This window comes from Citrobacter sp. RHB35-C17 (assembly GCF_013816795.1).
Classification (GTDB): Bacteria; Pseudomonadota; Gammaproteobacteria; order Enterobacterales; family Enterobacteriaceae; genus Citrobacter_A; species Citrobacter_A amalonaticus.
Genome location: NZ_CP057150.1, coordinates 1298778 through 1315612, shown reverse-complemented (window position 1 = coordinate 1315612; position 16835 = coordinate 1298778). Strand labels below are relative to the sequence as shown.

22 protein-coding genes, 1 tRNA gene and 2 pseudogenes are annotated in these 16835 nt (G+C 51.3%); 11 read left to right on the top strand and 14 right to left on the bottom strand.

Going from position 1 to position 16835, the window contains the following annotated elements:
- Window positions 1–46: 46 nt before the first annotated feature.
- From HVZ37_RS06220 to HVZ37_RS06165, 12 genes and pseudogenes are all read right to left on the bottom strand, one after another.
- On the bottom strand, window positions 47–265 hold the full coding sequence (locus HVZ37_RS06220; protein WP_181628218.1) for a hypothetical protein: 219 nt from the start codon (window positions 263–265) through the stop codon (window positions 47–49).
- 137 nt (window positions 266–402) lie between these two features.
- Entirely contained in the window at window positions 403–1092 is a 690-nt protein-coding gene (locus HVZ37_RS06215) for a bacteriophage antitermination protein Q (RefSeq protein ID WP_181628217.1), read from the bottom strand.
- Complete coding sequence (locus HVZ37_RS06210; RefSeq protein ID WP_181628216.1) at window positions 1092–1208, bottom strand: hypothetical protein; 117 nt, start codon at window positions 1206–1208, stop codon at window positions 1092–1094. The genes HVZ37_RS06215 and HVZ37_RS06210 overlap by 1 nt, the downstream gene beginning before the upstream one ends.
- A 172-nt stretch (window positions 1209–1380) precedes the next feature.
- Window positions 1381–2013, bottom strand: a complete 633-nt coding sequence (locus tag HVZ37_RS06205) for a recombination protein NinG (RefSeq protein WP_181628215.1) — start codon at window positions 2011–2013, stop codon at window positions 1381–1383.
- Entirely contained in the window at window positions 2006–2674 is a 669-nt protein-coding gene (locus HVZ37_RS06200) for a metallophosphoesterase (RefSeq protein ID WP_181628214.1), read from the bottom strand. Before HVZ37_RS06200 ends, HVZ37_RS06205 begins: the two co-directional genes overlap by 8 nt.
- Entirely contained in the window at window positions 2671–2841 is a 171-nt protein-coding gene (locus HVZ37_RS06195) for a NinE family protein (protein WP_181628213.1), read from the bottom strand. Before HVZ37_RS06195 ends, HVZ37_RS06200 begins: the two co-directional genes overlap by 4 nt.
- Window positions 2834–3283 carry a recombination protein NinB gene (locus tag HVZ37_RS06190; protein WP_181628212.1) on the bottom strand — a complete coding sequence of 150 codons (450 nt, stop codon included), beginning with the start codon at window positions 3281–3283 and terminating at the stop codon, window positions 2834–2836. Before HVZ37_RS06190 ends, HVZ37_RS06195 begins: the two co-directional genes overlap by 8 nt.
- Before the next feature lie 366 nt (window positions 3284–3649).
- Entirely contained in the window at window positions 3650–3907 is a 258-nt protein-coding gene (locus HVZ37_RS06185) for a DNA polymerase III subunit theta (protein ID WP_181628211.1), read from the bottom strand.
- Between the two features lies 1 nt (window position 3908).
- Entirely contained in the window at window positions 3909–4175 is a 267-nt protein-coding gene (locus HVZ37_RS06180) for a hypothetical protein (protein WP_220132975.1), read from the bottom strand.
- Between the two features lie 30 nt (window positions 4176–4205).
- Window positions 4206–4343: pseudogene (locus tag HVZ37_RS06175) on the bottom strand (ASCH domain-containing protein); the annotation flags it as partial.
- 164 nt (window positions 4344–4507) lie between these two features.
- Entirely contained in the window at window positions 4508–5227 is a 720-nt protein-coding gene (locus HVZ37_RS06170; RefSeq protein WP_249418380.1) for a replication protein, read from the bottom strand.
- Window positions 5228–5355: 128 nt separating this feature from the next.
- Window positions 5356–5607, bottom strand: coding sequence for a helix-turn-helix domain-containing protein (locus HVZ37_RS06165; RefSeq protein ID WP_001514164.1), 252 nt, complete (start codon window positions 5605–5607; stop codon window positions 5356–5358).
- A gap of 127 nt (window positions 5608–5734) precedes the next feature.
- Between HVZ37_RS06165 and HVZ37_RS06160 the strand changes: the two genes are divergently transcribed.
- The 4 genes and pseudogenes from HVZ37_RS06160 (at window position 5735) to HVZ37_RS06145 (ending at window position 9034) form a co-directional block, all read left to right on the top strand.
- Window positions 5735–6427, top strand: coding sequence for a helix-turn-helix transcriptional regulator (locus tag HVZ37_RS06160; RefSeq protein ID WP_046401538.1), 693 nt, complete (start codon window positions 5735–5737; stop codon window positions 6425–6427).
- A 119-nt stretch (window positions 6428–6546) separates the two neighbouring features.
- Complete coding sequence (locus HVZ37_RS06155; RefSeq protein ID WP_131724057.1) at window positions 6547–7071, top strand: hypothetical protein; 525 nt, start codon at window positions 6547–6549, stop codon at window positions 7069–7071.
- A gap of 458 nt (window positions 7072–7529) precedes the next feature.
- Window positions 7530–7709: pseudogene (locus HVZ37_RS23260) on the top strand (hypothetical protein); the annotation flags it as partial.
- Window positions 7710–7870: 161 nt separating this feature from the next.
- Window positions 7871–9034, top strand: coding sequence for a site-specific integrase (locus tag HVZ37_RS06145; protein ID WP_181628208.1), 1164 nt, complete (start codon window positions 7871–7873; stop codon window positions 9032–9034).
- 15 nt (window positions 9035–9049) lie between these two features.
- Here HVZ37_RS06145 and HVZ37_RS06140 read toward each other — a convergent pair.
- A tRNA-Arg gene (locus HVZ37_RS06140) sits at window positions 9050–9126 on the bottom strand.
- 242 nt (window positions 9127–9368) lie between these two features.
- Here HVZ37_RS06140 and folD point away from each other — a divergent pair.
- The 5 genes from folD to HVZ37_RS06115 all read left to right on the top strand — a co-directional run bounded on the left by folD (window position 9369) and on the right by HVZ37_RS06115 (window position 13897).
- Window positions 9369–10235 (top strand): bifunctional methylenetetrahydrofolate dehydrogenase/methenyltetrahydrofolate cyclohydrolase FolD, encoded by an 867-nt coding sequence (gene folD / locus HVZ37_RS06135; RefSeq protein WP_043001513.1) that lies wholly within the window; start codon window positions 9369–9371, stop codon window positions 10233–10235.
- 1 nt (window position 10236) lies between these two features.
- Window positions 10237–10449, top strand: coding sequence for a ribosome-associated protein YbcJ (gene ybcJ / locus HVZ37_RS06130; protein ID WP_043001514.1), 213 nt, complete (start codon window positions 10237–10239; stop codon window positions 10447–10449).
- A 250-nt stretch (window positions 10450–10699) separates the two neighbouring features.
- Complete coding sequence (locus tag HVZ37_RS06125; protein ID WP_043001515.1) at window positions 10700–12199, top strand: PTS transporter subunit EIIC; 1500 nt, start codon at window positions 10700–10702, stop codon at window positions 12197–12199.
- A gap of 84 nt (window positions 12200–12283) precedes the next feature.
- The gene (malI, locus tag HVZ37_RS06120; RefSeq protein WP_043001516.1) at window positions 12284–13300 is read left to right on the top strand and encodes a Mal regulon transcriptional regulator MalI; all 1017 of its coding nucleotides are present in this window, start codon (window positions 12284–12286) and stop codon (window positions 13298–13300) included.
- A gap of 72 nt (window positions 13301–13372) precedes the next feature.
- Window positions 13373–13897, top strand: coding sequence for a metal-dependent hydrolase (locus tag HVZ37_RS06115; RefSeq protein WP_044256702.1), 525 nt, complete (start codon window positions 13373–13375; stop codon window positions 13895–13897).
- 90 nt (window positions 13898–13987) lie between these two features.
- Here the strand turns inward: HVZ37_RS06115 and cysS are convergent, their stop codons facing one another.
- Window positions 13988–15373, bottom strand: a complete 1386-nt coding sequence (cysS, locus tag HVZ37_RS06110; protein WP_043001518.1) for a cysteine--tRNA ligase — start codon at window positions 15371–15373, stop codon at window positions 13988–13990.
- A gap of 174 nt (window positions 15374–15547) precedes the next feature.
- Between cysS and ppiB the strand changes: the two genes are divergently transcribed.
- Together ppiB and lpxH are read left to right on the top strand one after the other, a co-directional pair.
- Window positions 15548–16042: a peptidylprolyl isomerase B gene (gene ppiB, locus HVZ37_RS06105; protein ID WP_042324369.1), complete on the top strand. Its 495-nt coding sequence runs from the start codon at window positions 15548–15550 to the stop codon at window positions 16040–16042.
- Window positions 16043–16044: 2 nt separating this feature from the next.
- Window positions 16045–16767 carry a UDP-2,3-diacylglucosamine diphosphatase gene (gene lpxH, locus HVZ37_RS06100; RefSeq protein WP_044328452.1) on the top strand — a complete coding sequence of 241 codons (723 nt, stop codon included), beginning with the start codon at window positions 16045–16047 and terminating at the stop codon, window positions 16765–16767.
- The last annotated feature ends 68 nt before the right edge of the window (window positions 16768–16835 follow it).

Genomic DNA, 16835 nt, shown 5'->3' with positions numbered 1-16835 from the left:
GAAGCGACCTTAAGGAAGTAAAACTGTTATTGTCAGATGAAGTGGATCAAAGCCGATTAAGCGAAGCTATTGAGACTTTTTGAAGCACTTCTTTTTCTGTATTTGCCTCAATAATTTCTGAGAAGACACAATCCGGGTCATCAATCATATGTTTCGATCTTGCTAATTTCGCCTTATCTCGACATAAAAATTCATCTGACACATTCAAATGCTTACCTGTTGGCATGCTTTTCGGCTTGTATTGGTACACATAGTAGAAGCCCATATTACCCCCTGTAATTTTGGCACTCTACAAATATACCATCTAAATGCAAAAGCCCCGCACGATGGCGAGGCTCTTAATTCTTTGTCGACCTACGAGGCTATGGCGACGATATCAGATTTACATAAAATATATGCGTTTCAGTTCGGTTTTGCAAGACTTACATCTAAATTTGTCGTCTTTTGTTGTGAACGTGATCGCGTTACGGAGATTAGCGCACCACTATCAAGTCGCTTAAAGGTGTCACGCATTGCCAGCCAGTGAGGCAGATACGTTTCCGTCCAGGTCGATTTCGCTACGCCCGCCAGTTCTGCCAGTTTCTGGTATTCGTAGGTATCCCTCCCTGCCAGTTCCGCTTTCACGTCCTGCGCCGCCAGCCATATCAGCTTCTTCAGCCGCTCCATCGTTTTGCCGGACACCTTCTTCGCGCCGAGTTGCTCCCGGAACACTGCCCAGGACCATTGGGTGATCGCCACCTGGTACTCAAAGCGGATATTTTCGCTGTAGTTCCACAGCAGCCATGCTTTCTGGTGCTCATCAAGTGACATCAGGGCCCGGCGCCATGAAGCGGTACAGAACTCAACATGATTGACCAGAGGGATATGGGAGCCCTTTGCGCGTGACTGCTTGCCCGGGATAGGCGGGTTATCCAGGGTAACCATTTCGCCGGTCACCTCATCCATCACGCGCGGCTTTTTGCGCTTAAAGGTCTTTGTATCGAACTGGGCATTTTCCAGCCAGGCCAACAACTGACCTTTGGTGGCACCACTCAGATCGGCAGTTGCCACAATGAGCTGCTCACGGACGTATTGCAGATATTGAGTATTCATTAGGCGGCTTCCTTCTGTGGCTGATTGGTTTCGGTCTGGCTGTGCTTTGCTACTGGCGGCAGGTTTGCGCGCTGAACGCTTTCGACCTGGTATCTGACAATCTGGTCACGGGTCATTGTTGAATCCTCAGAGCGGCTTCTAGGTCAATCTGCGGGATTGCAAGAAGCGTCCTTCGCTGCTCGGCTGTGATGTTACGCGTCCCCATGAAGACAATTCCTGCGGGAGTCTTTACCGCGGCAACATGCTTTGAGCGATACCAGTTGAGTAAAGCGAGAGTGTTATGGGTGCTCATGATGCCTCCTGTCGATGAGCCCGGCGTTTTTCCAGCGAACGAGCTTTACGGGTGAAAATGGATTTGATGCGCTGCAGGTATGGGATGTCGAACCGGCGGACAGAGTTATCGTTGTTTATCGCCTCGACTTTTTCGGCACCGATGCGCTCAATAAGGCCCTGTTCAAATGCCTTTTGCGCGCCGTCCCGATCCCGGTTGCAATAGACACACTGGGCAGCGGTGTTGTGAAGGTTGAAAGCCAGGTGCGCCGCTGCGCCGCGGGTGCGGTAGTGGCCGCAGTCCATGGTTCCGCCAAACTTCTGCTCCGGCAGCCTGCCGCAGCTGATGCACGGCTTACCAGCATCCCTCAGACGGACGTACCGATTGAAAGCCGTCTGCGCTTCAGCTCTCCACTGCGGTTTCGTTTTTAGCGCCACTTTTCTTGCTTTCAGATCCCGGCGCTCCGCGCGCTCTTTCTCTTTACGTTCCTTAATGCGTTTAGCCGCAGCTTTCACCTTCTCCTTTTCGCGCTCCTCCATCGCGAGGATTGCGCCATGCTCCGGGCTGCACCACCGGATCCGGATGTCGTGGAATTTCGGCACGAAGTATTCACCGCATACTTTGCACTTACGGCGGGATGGTTTACGCATGGGCACCACCTTGAACCTGTACCAGCGTGAGATTTCCGCAGAACACGGCACCGGTATCGATGTACATCTGATTTGCATACTTCAGGGACTGGCTCGCTGGGGTGTGTCCGAAGATAAACATATCGGCGCCTTTGATTTCTCTTGCCAGGCCGTCCTGAGAGTCGGAGATGCGCTCGCGGTTCCAGATAACTTGTTGGGGATCAGCTGGCTTGTCGAATTCGTATTCGTCGTGTGGATAGTCGGCATGGCAAATGACGTATTTTTTATCGACTGTCACCAGTTCTATGACCAGCGGCAATTCAGCGGCTATGCGTACCAGAGCTTTAGCCAGCACCTCTTTGTCATAGTCGAGATTGAAGAACCAACCGCCTCCATTGACCAGCCAGTGATTGACGTTTCCGTATTCTGAAAGGCCATCAATCATCATCTGCTCATGGTTTCCGCGCACCGACCGGAACCACGGCATAGTAATCAGATCCAGGCACTCAACGTTTTCCGCACCGCGGTCAACAAGGTCACCCACGGAGATCAGCAAATCACGCGCAGGGTCGAATGATACCTTTTCCAGTTTGTTCATCAGTAGCGTGTAGCAGCCATGCAGATCGCCGACGACGAAGATATTGCGCCAGTCAGCGCCATTAATGCGTTGATACATGCTCATGCAGATTTTCTCCTCGCCGCGAGACGCAGCCATTTCTGATCCACCAGGCGAGATGTGTAGTCTTTGAAAGTGGGTATTTCTGACGGGCTCAGTTCCGGCTTCCGCTTGCTGCGTACCGGTACTTTGTAGATGCCGCCATTCATGACGCGATTGATGAGGTTAGCCATGCTGCTCACCCCACTGTTTCGCCCATTCGATTTCGAGGCGGGATTTCTCGCTGAACTTCACGCCCTGCTGCGTACCAAACCAGTAGATAGCCTCGATGACTTCAACCATCTGCCGAACGGTCATCTTACTTGTACGCTGACCGAACATCACAACGCCGCCGTCAAGACCAGGCGCCATTCTCTGCTCTTGTTTTTTAGCCTTGGCGACCATCGCGGTGATCAGGTCTTTCCAGTCGTCAGAGTCGTACTTGTTGCCGAACCAGGTTACCTGGTCTGAGAGGTCTTTCAGAAGCGGCCACATCTTGCGGTTCTGATCCAGAGTGCGCGTCATCTCATTGATGTCGAGAATCAGTGGGCGCTTCGGATCCACCGGCAACTGGCGGATGTAGTTGATGGCGTTTTGCTTGATGGCATCATTGACGAGGTGAAATTGCTGTTTCATGCGCCACCTCCTGGAGGTAACGCAGAATGCAGAAAATCGCAGGTGCATTTCTGCATCTGTGACTGGAGAAGTGACTTCAGATTTTGTGTGCGCATAAACGTCCCCGTTTAGCGCAACCCCGTCGCCGGGTGTTCAGGCCGACGATGGTTAGATTATGGCTTATTGATTATGGAAAATCAAAGGTGGGAGCTTAGTTACTCTCGTCGGAAAGCTCGTCTTCTTTCTCAGGCTGTTTAAATGCTTCAGGCATGTTTGCATAGCCGCAATCGTCGCACTTCCAGTCGCCTGTGCTTCCATTCGGTCCTGTTTCTCTGCTTTCTTTACCAGAGCCACAGTCTGGGCAAATTCCTCTTCCCATATTGCCTCCTATTTTTTGGCGTTTTGGTCTGCCATTTCAACGTATCTCGGATCATTTGATTTAGGAAGTTGTAAGCTTTTCTCCCGGTAGTACCGGACACGCTCCATGAAATACTCTCTCAGGTGTTCAGGCTGCTCACGAGCCACCTGCTCAGCGATTACGGGCATATTCAGGCGTTCTTTGTACGCGACACCAGAAGCGGCAAGGTCAACATTAACCTTGTCACGATCTTCCTGGCTCTTTGCGGCAATATTGTTACCAGACATTTTATTTCCACTCTGTTTTCATCGTAATGCCATCCATATATCTAACAGGCTCGACCTGATGCATCCCATAAAGCCTTAATTTTGCCTCTAGTTGCTTTTGCGCTTCTTTTCTGTTTTTTGGTTTTCTGTTGGCTAACATCAAATCTTCTGCTCGCTGCTTCGCTTGCCAACTCATCTTTTTCGCCATGAAGTCCACCGCTAGCATAATTTTTACTAAGCATAAAACAAAAGGCTCTGAGGAGCCTTGATCATTGTTGAATATCTTCACTTATGCGCAGCTTTGCGCTCTGCTGGGGATTTAGCCATTGATATTCACCTTAATCGCGAAGACCTTTACCGGTTTGTCGCCGAAGTGCGGATGCGTGATCACCTTGATTTCGTAACCGTCATACGGGACATCGATTCGTCGGCTTGCATCATCACGCTTCGGATACCCGACCTTTGACAACGTGAAGCAACCCCCAACCCGGCGGCAAGTCTTCCAGATTTACGATACCCGGCTCGCTAATCATGAATCGCCAGTCGCCCATACCTTTTTCTGGATTGATGCGGAATGGCTTTTTACGGTCAGCCAGCAGGTCAGACCGCGAGCATTTAGCCTCAATGAGACAGGATGCGCCATTGCGAAAACCTATGGCATCGGCCTGCTCTCCGTATGGTGTCCATGCTCTGAACCGTCAGTTGAGACTTGATCGGTTTTTTCAGGTCACGACGGTAATCGACCCATGACCTCCAGACTGATACTGAAAGCCATTCAGGAAGCTCAACACCAGCCGGATCGAACGAAGCCGGTTTGGGGGATTTAGGGGGGTTATTAATATTGTCTTTATTGTCTTTTGTATGTTTGTCTTTTGTGTTTACCTGATTTGGGTAAGTGTCGTTACCTGATTTGGGTAAACATTTCTTACCTGATTCAGGTAAATTTACCTCTTTCAGGTAAGATTTATTTTTATTGCCTGATTTGGGTAATTTCACCCATTCACTGACCGCTTTGTTAATTCCGACAGATCGCCCGATTTGGGTAAACACTCTGCGCTTAACTAACGTACTTTTCGCGGCAGAGCATTTGTGCGGAAGAATGCCGGTAAGGACAGATAACTGGTCGTTACTGACCCAATCAGTTTTTTTGTTGAAACCATATGTTTTGCGCATTACAGCCATGAAGACCAGCAACTGATGCTGAGACAATCCAGCCCGCATGACAGCCTCCAGTAATTCATTAGCGATGCGCGTAAACCCGTCGTCGAGATCTGCCACGCGCGGCTCCTTAGGTGCCACGTCAGGCACAGGGAAATTGATTACTTCGGCAGTGTTTGCCATAATTGCTCCTGTGAATTGATCCAGTTAATTCCACCTGAAAGTCGGTTCTGTTCGCGCAGACCGGCTTCCGGTATTGTGTTGATACGCAAGTGAATGCATTGCTTTCCCTTTCGTGGTTAGGGCCGCCGTTAAGCGGCATGGTTGTCAGGGTGTGGAAAGATGGACGGCAGGTCTGGGCGGAATTCGTGAGCCTGGATTTCACCACCAACCGCTTTCACCAGTTCAGGAACGTGAACCGGGGAGATGCGTTTCTTTCCGTTAAGCCAGTCACAGATAGTGGACTGGGCTTTGCCGCAGCGTTTTGCCAGTTCTTTCTGGCTGCCAGCGATGGCGATCGCTTTCTCTACTGCGGAGTTCTTCTCTACTGTTGGGGTCTTCATAATCACCTCAGCTATCAGTTTAAAGCGATTATGGTTATCACTTTAGTGAATGTCAATCGCATAGGCGATTTTTTGCTAAATAATCGCTTGAGCGATAGAGTTAAGGGAGTCATTAATAGAGGTGAATATGGGATTCTCGGAGCGCCTGGCGCAGGCAATGAAACATGCTGGATATACACAGGGCCGATTAGCCAAAGATGTCGGCATGGCTCAGTCCAGCGTCAATAAGCTACTCAAGGAAGCTAACGGCTCTCGTAAGACTGTTGAGATTGCCTCTGTTCTGGGTGTGCGGCCGGAGTGGCTGTCTACTGGTGAAGGGGAAATGGCTTCCAGTGGCGCAAGAGAAACGACTGCGCTATACCAGGTTAAGCCGTCACTGAATGGGATTTACCGCGTGGATGTACTCGACGTTAAAGCCAGCGCTGGGCCAGGGACCATTGTCACCAGCGACTTCATTGAAACTATCCGAGCCATCGAATACACGACTGAACAGGCCCGCGCCTTGTTCGGTAACAGGCCAGCTACTCACGTCAAAGTCATCACGGTTAACGGCGACAGCATGGACGGCACCATTTCGCCTGGCGATCAGATCTTCGTTGACACCGGAGTAACGCATTTTGATGGTGATGGGGTATATGTCTTTGTCTTCGGGAAGACTCTGCACGTCAAGCGCCTACAGATGCAGCGTGACCGCCTGGCAGTTATCTCAGATAACCCGATTTACGAAAAATGGTACGTCGAAGCCGGAGACGAGGACTCGTTCTATGTAATGGCAAAGGTCCTACTCAGGCAATCAATAGATTACAAACGCTTCGCATAAACACGTATTATGGTTTTTGCGTCTATTGAATTGAGAGCAACTTATCAGTTTTTTCCATTGCGGATTAGCTATTTCTGGTTAGGATGTTTCATACAATTTTCAAAGTGGATGGCTCTATAATGAAATGGATAAAAATAGTATTTGCAGGCTCTTTACTTGTCTCTACTACGACTTTTTCGGCAGAGTGGATCGCCTCTTACGACAACGATGAAATGCGCGGAACAGCAACAAAATTTCTGCAAACTGACTCCGACAACTCTGTAGAGTTTGATTTCCCTTACAATGGAGGATCTACGATGACTTTAGTTCTTCGGTCCCCAAAAACTGAATTGAAGGGTGACCAAAAAGCAGAAGATCTTAAACCTAATGAAGCAATATTATTGATAAGCAAGGGTCAATTTAGTTGCAACTCTTATAATGGTTGCGAGATTTCAGTTAAGTTCGATAATGACAAAATTCACAAGTATAAAATGAGTCCTGCTGAGAGTGGTCGCTCAGATGTCATTTTCTTTGATCAGTCCAACGGCTTTATCAAAAGCATACCCAACCACAAGAAGCTCATTATCGAGGCTGATTTCTATCAGGCAGGACCAAAACAATTTAAATTCAACCTTGAAGGTTACACGACCCCGAAACAAGGATAACAACAACCCGCTCCGGCGGGTTTTTTATTGCCCCTATGAAGACGCTTTGATTCCCCTCCCATCTCATCAAACACTACCAGCATCACTTTTTTCACTCTCTCCTTAAAAAAATATCGCTTTAACTTTCAATTAATTATCACTTTATCGATGATGAATATCGTTTTGGCGATTGACTCAAATAATCGCTTTAGCTATTGTTAGCTCATCGAAACGAAACATCGACAGCTGAGCGAAGTTAGCCAGCGGCGGACAGCAAGTCGCCTGCTTTTTAACAAATCAGAAATTGCATCCGAGGTTGAGCGAAGAGATTCGCATAACTCAGTTCCCCGGCGATTCCCAGCCCTCATGGGGGTAGGTTCATCAAATGGCACGACGGGCAAGCGGCGGACAATGTCGGATGCAGGTTTACCAGCAGCCCTTTGCGAGGGGCTGGCGGTAAATCAATAAGAGAGGTGAGTATGAAGTTTTATGAATTGCCAGAATCGGTGCAGGTGGTAGCAGCGCAACTGTTGAAAGAAAAAATTGAGAGTGACCTCCTTTGGCAGCAAAAAGAAAAGCGGACAGAAATGGCTACCGAGTATGCCGAAACTACCCTCGATGAAGCATGCGCCCTGCTCGGCATATCCAGACCAACCGCAACAAACTGGATCCGTTCAGGAAGGCTACAAGCTACACGTAAAGACCCATCAAAACCTAAATCCCCTTACCTCACAACCAGGCAGGCCTGCATTGCGGCACTCAGATCGCCGTTGCATACTGTCGCCGTGAGCGCGGGTGATGGCATAACAGAGGAAATACAATGTCACTCTTCCGCAGAGGTGAAATATGGTACGCCTCGTACTCGCTCCCGGGCGGGAAGCGAATTAAGGAATCTCTTGGCACAGCGGACAAACGGCAAGCGCAGGAGTTGCACGACAAGCGAAAAGCCGAACTCTGGCGAGTAGACAGACTCGGTGACTTTCCTGATGTGACTTTTGAGGAAGCATGTTTACGCTGGATTGAAGAGAAATCAGATAAGAAATCGCTCGATACAGATAAAGGCCGGATGGGATTCTGGCTTGAGCAATTTGAAGGAGTGAGACTGAAGGATATTACTGAGGCAAGGATTTACTCAGCAGTCAGTAGGATGCATAACCGGAGTCATCTGGAGATATGGAAGGCAAAGGTGTCAGCAGCCAGGAAGAAAGGAAATCCAGAACCGGAGTATGTCGCTAAGCCTGTCACAACCTCTACCAAAGCCAAACATCTTGCATTGATGAAAGCCATTATGAGAGCGGCAGAACGCGACTGGAAGTGGCTGGAGAAAGCACCTGTCATCAAGATACCGGCAGTGCGAAATAAGCGAGTGAGATGGCTGGAGAAGGATGAAGCAAAAAGGCTGATTGATGAATGCCCGGAGCCGTTAAAGTCTGTCGTTAAGTTTGCGCTGGCAACGGGTTTAAGGCGCTCGAACATCATCAATCTGGAGTGGCAGCAAATAGACATGCAGCGCCGGGTAGCATGGGTTAACCCGGAAGACAGCAAATCAAACAGGGCTATTGGCGTAGCGCTGAATGATACCGCATGTAAGGTTCTGCGAGATCAGATAGGCAATCATCATAAGTTTGTGTTCGTACACACAAAAGTAGGAAGAAGGCCTGATGGTTCTGTCACGCCGGCAGTCAGGAAAATGAGAGTCGATGATGGTCGTGCATGGAAATCGGCATGCAAGAGAGCGGGGATTGAAGATTTCCGGTTCCACGACCTGAGGCATACATGGGCAAGTTGGCTTATTCAGTCAGGTGTACCGTTGTCTGTTCTTCAGGAGATGGGGGGCTGGGAGTCGATAGAAATGGTGCGTCGGTATGCCCACCTCGCGCCTAATCATCTGACCGAACATGCGAAGCAAATTGACTCGATTTTTAACGATGATGTCCCAAATATGTCCCACGAGGGAAATATGGAGGCTAGCGGAAATGGTTAAATCGTTGATTTCTAATGGCGCCCCCTACAGGATTCGAACCTGTGACCGACGGCTTAGAAGGCCGTTGCTCTATCCAGCTGAGCTAAGGGAGCATTGAACAGCAATGCGGGTGATACAAAACTGGTCGGTATTATACGTTCACAACCTTAGCGGTCAATGGCTTTCCTCTCAACTGCTTGAGTTATGAGCATCCCGTCTGTTTGCAGGGCAAATCCCCTTCAGATAACCCTCTAAAACAACGCCAATAGTAAGCGGTAACTGACAACCGCCTTCACTTCTGACAAAATAGCGCCATCCCCTTTGACGTGAAGTAACAGATGGAATCCTCTCTCTGATGGCAGCAAAGATTATTGACGGTAAAACGATTGCGCAGCAGGTGCGCTCTGAGGTTGCTCAAAAAGTTCAGGCGCGTATTGAGGCCGGGCGTCGAGCTCCTGGCCTGGCGGTAGTGCTGGTAGGCAGCAACCCGGCTTCGCAGATTTATGTGGCAAGCAAGCGTAAAGCCTGTGACGAAGTGGGATTCGTCTCCCGCTCGTATGACCTGCCGGAAACCACCAGCGAGGCGGAACTGCTTGAGCTGATTGATACGCTCAACGCCGACAACACTATCGACGGTATTCTGGTGCAGTTGCCACTTCCGGCAGGCATCGATAATGTCAAAGTGCTGGAACGAATTGATCCGGATAAAGACGTGGACGGTTTCCATCCTTACAACGTCGGTCGCCTGTGCCAGCGCGCCCCGCGTTTACGCCCCTGCACGCCGCGCGGGATTGTCACCCTGCTCGAACGTTACAACATCGATCTCTATGGTCTGAATGCGGTCGTGATCGGTGCCTCTAACATCGTGGGTCGTCCCATGAGTATGGAACTGCTACTGGCCGGTTGTACCACTACGGTGACCCACCGTTTCACCAAAAATCTGCGTCATCACGTTGAGCATGCCGATCTGCTGATCGTTGCCGTCGGGAAACCGGGCTTTATTCCAGGTGAGTGGATCAAAGAAGGCGCGATCGTGGTTGATGTCGGCATCAACCGTCTGGAAAATGGCAAAGTCGTCGGCGACGTGGTATTTGAAGACGCTGCCGCACGTGCCTCGTACATTACGCCCGTACCGGGCGGAGTGGGGCCAATGACGGTCGCCACACTTATCGAAAACACGCTACAGGCGTGCGTTGAATATCACGATCCTCAGGACAATTAATATGGCAACCTTTTCTTTAGGCAAGCATCCTCACGTTGAACTGTGCGATTTGCTGAAACTGGAAGGCTGGAGTGAAAGCGGCGCCCAGGCGAAAATGGCGATTGCCGAAGGTCAGGTAAAAGTTGACGGCGCGGTAGAAACCCGCAAGCGCTGTAAAATCGTGGCCGGCCAAACCGTGAGTTTTGCCGGACAGACCATCACCGTAACAGCCTGAGCGCTCTGACACCTCAACCCGATCTCTCCTTCGGAGATGTCGGGTTGAGGCTCCCCTTCTCCTCCCCTGTCACCCTACGACCATAGCGGTTAATTATCGATCAACTTCAAAGAATCGCGATTTCATTTGATGAAGCGTGAAATTTCAGTTGCGCAAAATCCACGCCTTCATCACGATAAGTAGAACGTTCTACTATAACGTTCTACTTACAATAACAGCGTCAATAAAAACGCTACTCGGGGGAATCAGCATGAGTCTGATATCAGGGTTTGTTAAATCGTTGTCTAAATTATCAATGATTGGTCGCGCTTTAATGCTGCCAATTTCACTACTTCCTGCTGCGGGCCTGCTGCTGGCCTTCGGGGATAAATTCCATCTGCCGCTGATGATGAACGCAGGCGGCGTTATCTTTGATAACCTGCCGATGTTGTTTGCTATCGGCTCTGCCGTCGGTCTCGCTTCAGAATCGGGTATTGCCGCGCTGTCGGCGGCGGTCTCCGTGTTTGTCACCAATATCACCATCAGTACGGTGCTGAGCATCACGCCGGAGATGGCCTCCCAGGGCGGCAAATACGCGATGGTGGTCGGAATTCCGACCCTGCAGATGGGCGTCTTTGGCGGTCTGATCTGCGGTATTCTCGCCGCCTGGTGTTACAACCGCTTTCACACCATGCAGTTGCCGGAATTCCTCGGTTTCTTCTCTGGTAAACGTTTTGTGGCCATCGCCACCGCGTTTCTCTCCTTCGTACTCGGTCTGCTGCTGCCCTACGTCTGGCAACATATTCAGTCCGGTATCGATGCGCTCTCGGTGGTGGTTAACGGCGATAATCAGGCGGTCTCAACCTTTATCTTTGGCCTGGTTGAACGCGCGCTGATCCCGCTCGGTTTACATCACATCTGGTATCCCTCTTTCTGGTATTCCTTTGGGGATTACACCACTCAGGCCGGCCAGGTGATCCACGGCGATCAGACCATCTGGTTCAAAATGCTGGAGGAAGGGGTCAAATCCTTCAGTAGCGATACCTATCAAAACGCCGGTAAGTTTATGCAGGGCGAGTTCCCGCTGATGCTGTTCGCGCTGCCTGCGGCATGTCTGGCGATGTATCACGAAGCACACACGAAGAATAAGAAAATTGCCGCCGGTATTCTGTTCTCGGCGGCGCTCACCTGCTTCCTGACAGGGATCACCGAGCCGGTTGAGTTCACCTTTATCTTCGTGGCACCGATTCTGTACGTCTTCAACGCCGTGATGGCGGGTCTGGCCTATATGACCATGTACCTGCTGCATGCGCATATTGCCAAATCGTTCTCCGCCGGTTTCATCGACTACCTGTCGTTTGGCATTCTGCCGTCCTTCAATGGTTATCAGACCAACTTCCTGAACGCCATTATCATCGGTGTGCCGATGGCGCTGATTTACTACTTTACCTTCCGCTTTGTCATTCGCCGTTTCGATATCAAAACGCCAGGTCGAACCGAAGTGACCGCCAATGCCAACGACAAGACGGATACGGAAATTGCCACTGAAATCATCGGCCTGCTGGGCGGTGCGCAAAATATCGACTCCGTCGGCTCCTGCATCACCCGTCTGCGTCTGGAAGTGGCGAAAAGCGACGTGGTCGATAAAGACGGTCTCAACGGCCTCGGCGCGCGCGGCGTGGTCTTTGTCGGCGACAACGGTATCCAGGTGATTTTCGGTGCCAGAGCACAGTTTATCGCCCAGACCATGTCCACGATGATCGGCAAATAATAAGATGTCTGAGTGACACGTCTCCTGTACGCTGGGAGACGTTGTTGTATCAGGCTGATAACCGATAATTTTCAGGGAGCGATTTTGAAGAAAGTCAGCATTATTGATGTGGCAAAGCTGGCGGGCGTTTCGGTCTCAACCGTTTCGCTGGTGCTACGCCAGAAAGGGAAAATCTCAGAGGCAACCATTGAGAAGGTTCATGCCGCCATCAATACGCTTGGCTATGTCCATAACATCGCCGCGGCGAATCTTCGCGCTAACACCTCTAATTTGATCGGCCTGATCCTGCGCGATTTTAGCGACAGCTTTTCCATCAAGGTAATGGCAAGCATTGTTCAGGAACTGGAAAAAAACGGTTTTATGGTTTTTCTCGGCCAACCGCTTAACGATGGCGATCACCTGGAGCGCTGTCTGCTGTCGTTTAAGCAACAGGGCGTCGCCGGGGTGATTTACCTCGCCTCTGATAATCGCGCCTCAACATTGCCAGAGAAAATCCGCCACTGCCCGCTACCGCTGGTGGTGGTGTCTCAGTCGCTGCTGGAAGACAAATGCGATCTGGTGATGCGCGATAATCGCCAGGCCGCGAATCTGGCGACCCGCTACCTCATCGAGCGCGGGCACCGTAATATCGCCTATATCGGCGGTCAGGAAGGCTGCCACATTCGTGAGCAACGACTGCTGGGTTTTCGCAGCGCGATGACGCAGAACGGCCTGGTGTATCGCGAAGAGTCCGCACCAGCCTGTAGTGACGACACTCAGGCGGCGGGGCTCGCCACACGCCAGTTACTGGAAAAAAACAACACCTTCACCGCCCTGCTTTGCCATTCTCCCGCCGCGATGATTGGCTCGTTCTCCGGCATTCATCAGGTTGGGCGCACGGTCGGGAAAGATGTTTTCCTCACGCAACAGGTTGCCCTGATTGGGTTCGAAGACATGCTCCACGTGAATCTGACCTCGCCGTCATTGACCTATGTTTCATCCGCCAGTGAAGAGACCGGACGCCAGGCGGCAGTCCTTATGATGCGCAAACTGAAAGAGCCGGCGCTACAAATCCAGCGCATTACCCTTTCCGGTCAACTGGTCGTGCGCGAATCGGCATAAATTCGGAATTCACCCGCCTCCTCTCCCCGCTTGCCACTGCTATATTGCTATGATTTGCCAGGGATAATGACAATGCCTACCGTTATCACGCACGCCGCCGTCCCGATTTGCCTTGGGCTGGGTCTGGGACTGAAAGTCATTCCTCCACGTTTACTGTTTGCCGGGATCGCGCTGGCAATGCTACCGGATGCCGACGTCCTTTCATTCAAACTCGGCGTGTCCTACGGGAACGTGTTCGGACACCGAGGGTTTACCCATTCGCTACTGTTTGCGTTGGTGGTTCCGCTGCTCTGCGTGTGGATGGGGCGGCGATGGTTTAAAGCCGGGTTAATGCGCTGCTGGTTGTTTTTGACGGTTTCGCTGCTGTCGCACAGTCTGCTGGACGCAATCACTACCGGCGGCAAAGGAGTTGGCTGGCTGTGGCCGTGGTCGGACGAGCGCTTTTTCGCACCATGGCAGGTGATAAAAGTCGCGCCGTTTGCCCTGTCGCGCTACACCACGCCGTACGGGCATCAGGTCATTATTTCCGAGTTACTGTGGGTGTGGTTGCCGGGTGTACTGCTGATGGGGATGCTGTGGTGGTACCGGAAGCATTGAATTGCCGGATACGACGCAAAACGTTTTATCCGGCACGGCTCAGGTATGTTGTCGACCGGATAAGGCGTTAGCCGCCATCCGGCAAGAACGTTACTTACGACGCCAGGTCGTCCCCTGCGGGCCATCTTCAAGCACGATGCCCATTTCGTTCAGACGGTCACGCGCCGCATCCGCCGCCGCCCAGTCTTTGGCTTTACGGGCATCCAGGCGCTGTTGAATCAGCGCTTCAATTTCCGCGACTTCACCGTCATCCGCCTGCGCACCGCTTTGCAGAAACGCTTCCGGATCCTGCTCCAGCAGTCCCAGCACGCCAGAAATCTTACGCAGATGAGAGGCCATCGCGTTCGCGGCGGCCATGTCTTCGCCTTTCAGACGATTCACTTCGCGCGCCATGTCGAACAGTACGGAGTAGGCTTCCGGGGTGTTGAAATCGTCATTCATCGCCTCAACAAAGCGCGCTTCAAACGCCTCGCCACCGGCTGGCGCGACCGACGTATCCGTCCCGCGCAGCGCGGTGTACAAGCGCTCCAGCGCAGAACGCGCCTGCTTCAGGTTCTCTTCACTGTAGTTCAACTGGCTGCGATAGTGGCCGGACATCAGGAAGTAGCGCACGGTTTCCGCGTCGTAATACTTCAGCACGTCGCGTACGGTAAAGAAGTTACCCAGCGATTTGGACATCTTTTCGCGGTCAACCATCACCATCCCGGAGTGCATCCAGTAATTCACGTACTCACCGTCATGCGCACAGGTGGACTGGGCAATTTCGTTTTCGTGGTGCGGGAACATCAGATCAGAACCGCCGCCGTGGATATCAAAGTGATTACCCAGCTGTTTGCAATTCATCGCGGAACATTCAATATGCCAGCCAGGACGGCCTGCGCCCCACGGTGACGGCCAGCTCGGCTCGCCCTCTTTGGACATTTTCCACAGCACGAAGTCCATCGGGTTACGTTTCACATCGACCACATCCACGCGCGCGCCGGCCTGCAGTTGATCCAGATCCTGGCGCGACAATTGACCGTAGTTTGGGTCGGTCGGGACATCGAACATCACGTCGCCATTGTCCGCCACATAGGCGTGACCTTTGGCAATCAGCTGTTCAGTGATTTCAATGATTTCAGCGATATGGTGAGTCGCGCGCGGCTCCAGGTCCGGACGCAGAATATTTAGCGCATCAAAGTCGTTGTGCATTTCGGCGATCATACGATCCACCAGCGCGACAAAGCTTTCGCCGTTTTCATTTGCGCGTTTAATGATTTTATCGTCGATATCGGTGATGTTACGCACGTACTTCAGCTTGTAGCCCAGAAAGCGCAGATAGCGCGCCACCACGTCAAACGCCACAAACGTACGGCCATGACCAATATGACAGAGATCGTAAACGGTAATACCACACACGTACATGCCGACTTCCCCGGCATGAATGGGTTTGAATTCCTCTTTTTGGCGCGTCAGTGTATTAAAGATTTTTAACATCGAAGATTCCGTGTAAGACGTGTGTGGATAACAAAGTCTGTATAATACCCATAATTCGGACGGGAAGCAGCACACTTTGCGAGGTGATCGCAGCGTGCGGTTATGCTATAACACCTCCCTAACTCTGACCCTTAGTTGGGTTAAAGCACTACTATATCGGAACAGGATGCAAAAATGGTTACTTTCCACACTAATCACGGCGATATCGTAATCAAAACGTTTGATGATAAAGCGCCTGAAACAGTTAAAAACTTCCTGGACTACTGCCGCGAAGGTTTTTACAACAACACCATTTTCCACCGTGTGATCAATGGTTTTATGATTCAGGGCGGCGGTTTTGAGCCTGGCATGAAACAGAAAGCCACCAAAGACGCTATCAAAAACGAAGCCAACAACGGTCTGAAAAACACCCGTGGTACGCTGGCAATGGCGCGTACTCAGGCTCCGCACTCCGCAACGGCGCAGTTCTTCATCAACGTTGCCGACAACGACTTCCTGAACTTCTCCGCCGAAAGCATGCAGGGCTGGGGCTACTGTGTCTTTGCGGAAGTGGTTGAAGGGATGGACGTGGTTGACAAAATCAAGGGTGTTTCTACCGGTCGCAGCGGCATGCACCAGGACGTCCCGAAAGAAGACGTCATTATCGAAAACGTGACCGTCAGCGAGTAATCGTGACGACACTGTTTATTGCAGATCTTCATCTCTGCACGGAAGAACCGGCGATCACCGCCGGTTTTCTGCGTTTTTTAGCGGGTGAAGCCCGTCAGGCTGACGCCCTGTATATCCTGGGCGACCTGTTCGAAGCGTGGATTGGCGATGACGATCCCAACCCGTTACATCGTGAAATCGCCACCGCCATTAAAGCGGTTGTTGATTCCGGCGTCCCCTGTTTCTTCATCCACGGTAATCGTGACTTCCTGATTGGCAAACGCTTCGCCTGCGAAAGCGGCATGACGTTGCTCCCCGAGGAAAAAGTACTCAATCTGTACGGTCGCCGGGTGCTTATCCTGCACGGCGATACGCTGTGCACCGATGACGCGGGTTATCAGGCATTTCGCGCAAAAGTCCATCAACGCTGGCTGCAAACGCTGTTCCTCGCCCTGCCGTTGTGTATTCGCAAACGCGTGGCTGCCCGAATGCGTGCCGACAGTAAAGCCGCTAACCGCAGCAAATCGCTGGAAATCATGGACGTCAACCCACATGCGGTGATCGCAGAGATGGAAAAACATCATGTCCAGTGGCTGATTCACGGCCATACTCACCGTCCTGATGTCCACCCGCTCACGGCTAATGGCGAACCCGCCTTTCGCGTCGTGTTAGGTGCCTGGCATACGGAAGGATCGATGGTTAAAGTCACGCCGGACGATGTGGAACTGATCGCTTTCCCGTTTTGAGAAAAACATTCTCATTATAAAATCATGATTCAGATCATTACTCTCTAAGTTTGGTTGGTTATGCTAAA

Bases quoted from the DNA above. Each gene is read 5' to 3' on its own strand.
- HVZ37_RS06220 (WP_181628218.1), bottom strand. From the start codon at position 265: ATGGGCTTCTACTATGTGTACCAATACAAGCCGAAAAGCATGCCAACA.
- HVZ37_RS06215 (WP_181628217.1), bottom strand. From the start codon at position 1,092: ATGAATACTCAATATCTGCAATACGTCCGTGAGCAGCTCATTGTGGCA.
- HVZ37_RS06210 (WP_181628216.1), bottom strand. From the start codon at position 1,208: ATGACCCGTGACCAGATTGTCAGATACCAGGTCGAAAGCGTTCAGCGC.
- HVZ37_RS06205 (WP_181628215.1), bottom strand. From the start codon at position 2,013: ATGCGTAAACCATCCCGCCGTAAGTGCAAAGTATGCGGTGAATACTTC.
- HVZ37_RS06200 (WP_181628214.1), bottom strand. From the start codon at position 2,674: ATGAGCATGTATCAACGCATTAATGGCGCTGACTGGCGCAATATCTTC.
- HVZ37_RS06195 (WP_181628213.1), bottom strand. From the start codon at position 2,841: ATGGCTAACCTCATCAATCGCGTCATGAATGGCGGCATCTACAAAGTA.
- HVZ37_RS06190 (WP_181628212.1), bottom strand. From the start codon at position 3,283: ATGAAACAGCAATTTCACCTCGTCAATGATGCCATCAAGCAAAACGCC.
- HVZ37_RS06185 (WP_181628211.1), bottom strand. From the start codon at position 3,907: ATGTCTGGTAACAATATTGCCGCAAAGAGCCAGGAAGATCGTGACAAG.
- HVZ37_RS06170 (WP_249418380.1), bottom strand. From the start codon at position 5,227: ATGGCAAACACTGCCGAAGTAATCAATTTCCCTGTGCCTGACGTGGCA.
- HVZ37_RS06165 (WP_001514164.1), bottom strand. From the start codon at position 5,607: ATGAAGACCCCAACAGTAGAGAAGAACTCCGCAGTAGAGAAAGCGATC.
- HVZ37_RS06160 (WP_046401538.1), top strand. From the start codon at position 5,735: ATGGGATTCTCGGAGCGCCTGGCGCAGGCAATGAAACATGCTGGATAT.
- HVZ37_RS06155 (WP_131724057.1), top strand. From the start codon at position 6,547: ATGAAATGGATAAAAATAGTATTTGCAGGCTCTTTACTTGTCTCTACT.
- HVZ37_RS06145 (WP_181628208.1), top strand. From the start codon at position 7,871: ATGTCACTCTTCCGCAGAGGTGAAATATGGTACGCCTCGTACTCGCTC.
- folD (WP_043001513.1), top strand. From the start codon at position 9,369: ATGGCAGCAAAGATTATTGACGGTAAAACGATTGCGCAGCAGGTGCGC.
- ybcJ (WP_043001514.1), top strand. From the start codon at position 10,237: ATGGCAACCTTTTCTTTAGGCAAGCATCCTCACGTTGAACTGTGCGAT.
- HVZ37_RS06125 (WP_043001515.1), top strand. From the start codon at position 10,700: ATGAGTCTGATATCAGGGTTTGTTAAATCGTTGTCTAAATTATCAATG.
- HVZ37_RS06115 (WP_044256702.1), top strand. From the start codon at position 13,373: ATGCCTACCGTTATCACGCACGCCGCCGTCCCGATTTGCCTTGGGCTG.
- cysS (WP_043001518.1), bottom strand. From the start codon at position 15,373: ATGTTAAAAATCTTTAATACACTGACGCGCCAAAAAGAGGAATTCAAA.
- ppiB (WP_042324369.1), top strand. From the start codon at position 15,548: ATGGTTACTTTCCACACTAATCACGGCGATATCGTAATCAAAACGTTT.